This window comes from Nocardia sp. NPDC059154, from assembly GCF_042755705.1.
GTDB lineage: Bacteria > Actinomycetota > Actinomycetes > Mycobacteriales > Mycobacteriaceae > Nocardia.
Genome location: NZ_JBHZCS010000188.1, coordinates 1 through 2,108 on the forward strand (window position 1 = coordinate 1; position 2,108 = coordinate 2,108).

General features: G+C 63.9%; 1 protein-coding gene. It reads left to right on the forward strand.

Annotated elements, in window-relative coordinates:
• Positions 1 to 215 precede the first annotated feature (215 nt).
• Positions 216 to 2,000, forward strand: coding sequence for a reverse transcriptase domain-containing protein (locus tag ACFXN1_RS51695; protein ID WP_379446693.1), 1,785 nt, complete (start codon positions 216 to 218; stop codon positions 1,998 to 2,000).
• Positions 2,001 to 2,108: the final 108 nt, after the last annotated feature.

Sequence of the window (2,108 nt, forward strand, 5' to 3'; positions counted from 1 at the left end):
GCGAGGGCATTGAAGGAGATGAGTGGGGCGCCTACGTCACGCTGCCACGTACGACACGAACGAACGCGGGATCGCCTACGGGACGCGAGTCCTAGGGCGACGGAGGCCTCGTAGTAGTCGCCGGAGTCACGCCCGGCCAGGGTGGACGGGAAAGCCGTCCGCAGGGCGAAGGGGGCCAGGTGAATCGGACACTCGATGATCGGGAGGTATGCGAAATGCAGAGCGCCGCAACGGTGCTGGGTGTCCTGCGTGAACGCGGCAAGCGGAATCTGCCGTTGACAGAGTTGTATCGGCAACTGTTCAACCCGCAGTTGTATCTGCTGGCCTACGGGCGCATCTACGCCAACCACGGCGCGATGACACCCGGGGTCACACCGGAGACCGTGGACGGCATGTCCCGGGCGAAGATCGACCGCATCATCGATGCGATGCGCCACGAGCGCTATCGGTTCCGTCCGGTCCGGCGAGTGCACATCCCGAAGAAGAACACCGGCAAGACCCGCCCGCTGGGGTTGCCGACCTGGAGCGACAAGCTCGTCGGTGAGGTGGTGCGCCTGCTGTTGGAGGCGTACTACGAGCCGACGTTCTCTGATCGGTCCCACGGGTTCCGTCCGGGCAGAGGCTGTCACACCGCGTTGCGGGAGATCGCCAACACCTGGACCGGGACCGCGTGGTTCATCGAGGGAGACATTGCCGACTGTTTCGGCTCGCTCGATCACGAACGCCTGGTCGAGATCTTGTCGGAGCGCGTCCACGACAATCGTTTCCTGCGGCTGGTGCGCAACATGCTCACGGCCGGATACCTGGAGGACTGGAAATGGGGTGCCACCTTGTCGGGGGCTCCCCAGGGCGGGGTCGCGTCCCCGATCCTGTCCTCGATCTATCTGCACAAGCTCGATCAGTTCGTCGAGAAGACCCTGATCCCGGAATACACCCGAGGGGACCGCAGGGCCCGCAACCCTGCCTACCTGGACTTGCAGAATCAGCTGGCCAAGGCGCGACGGCGCGGTGACCGGGCCCAGGCCCGGATATTGCGGCGGCGCATGGTCAGCCTGCCCAGCGCCGATCCGGACGATCCGGGATATCGGCGGCTGCGCTACTGCAGGTATGCAGATGATCATCTGCTCGGGTTCGCCGGACCCAAGGCCGAAGCCGAGGACATCAAACAGCGGCTGGCGCAGTTCCTGCGTGACGATCTCAAACTGGAACTGTCGCAGGAGAAGACGCTGATCACCCACGCCCGCACAGGCGCGGCGAAGTTCCTCGGCTACGAAGTCATCGTTCAGCACAACGACACGAAGAAGACAGGCCGTTACCGCAGGGTCAATGGGCAGGTCGCGCTTCGTGTCCCGCAGACGGTGATCAAGGCCAAGACCATGCCCTACCTGCACCGCGGCAAACCCGCGAAGCAGAAGGCCCTGATCCACGGCAGCGACTACAGCATCGTCGCCACGTTCGGGGCCATCTACCGGGGCATCGTCCAGTACTACCTCCTCGCCGGAGACGTTCACCGGCTGCATCGGCTGCGCTGGGTCATGGAGACCTCCATGCTCAAAACCCTGGCAGCCAAGCACCGCTCGTCGGCGTCGAAGATGGCCGCCAAGCACAAGGCCAAAATCGTGACACCATACGGGCCGCGCACCTGTTTCGAAGCGCGCATCGAACGACACGGCAGGCAGGCACTGGTCGCACGGTTCGGCGGGCAACCACTCCGGCGGCAGAAAACGGCGAAAGTCACCGACTCGCAACCGATCCGGGTGGACTACCCGCACAAGGAGATCCTCACCAGGCTCCTCGCGGACACCTGCGAACTCTGCGGAACGATGGGCAGCGTCGAAGTCCATCACATCCGCAAACTCGCAGAACTCGGAATACCCGGACCGCTTACGCCCCAATGGATTACAGCCATGGCGAACAGGCGGCGCAAGACCCTCGTGGTCTGCGCTGCCTGCCACGACCACATCCACAACGGGCACCCAGCCGCATCACTCACGCAATAGTTCACTGGAGAGCCGGATGATCAGGAAACTATCAAGTCCGGTTCGGTGGGAGGCCGAGCGGAAAAGGACCAGTACGCCGCTGGAACCTCGCCGCTCGGCCGACCCTAC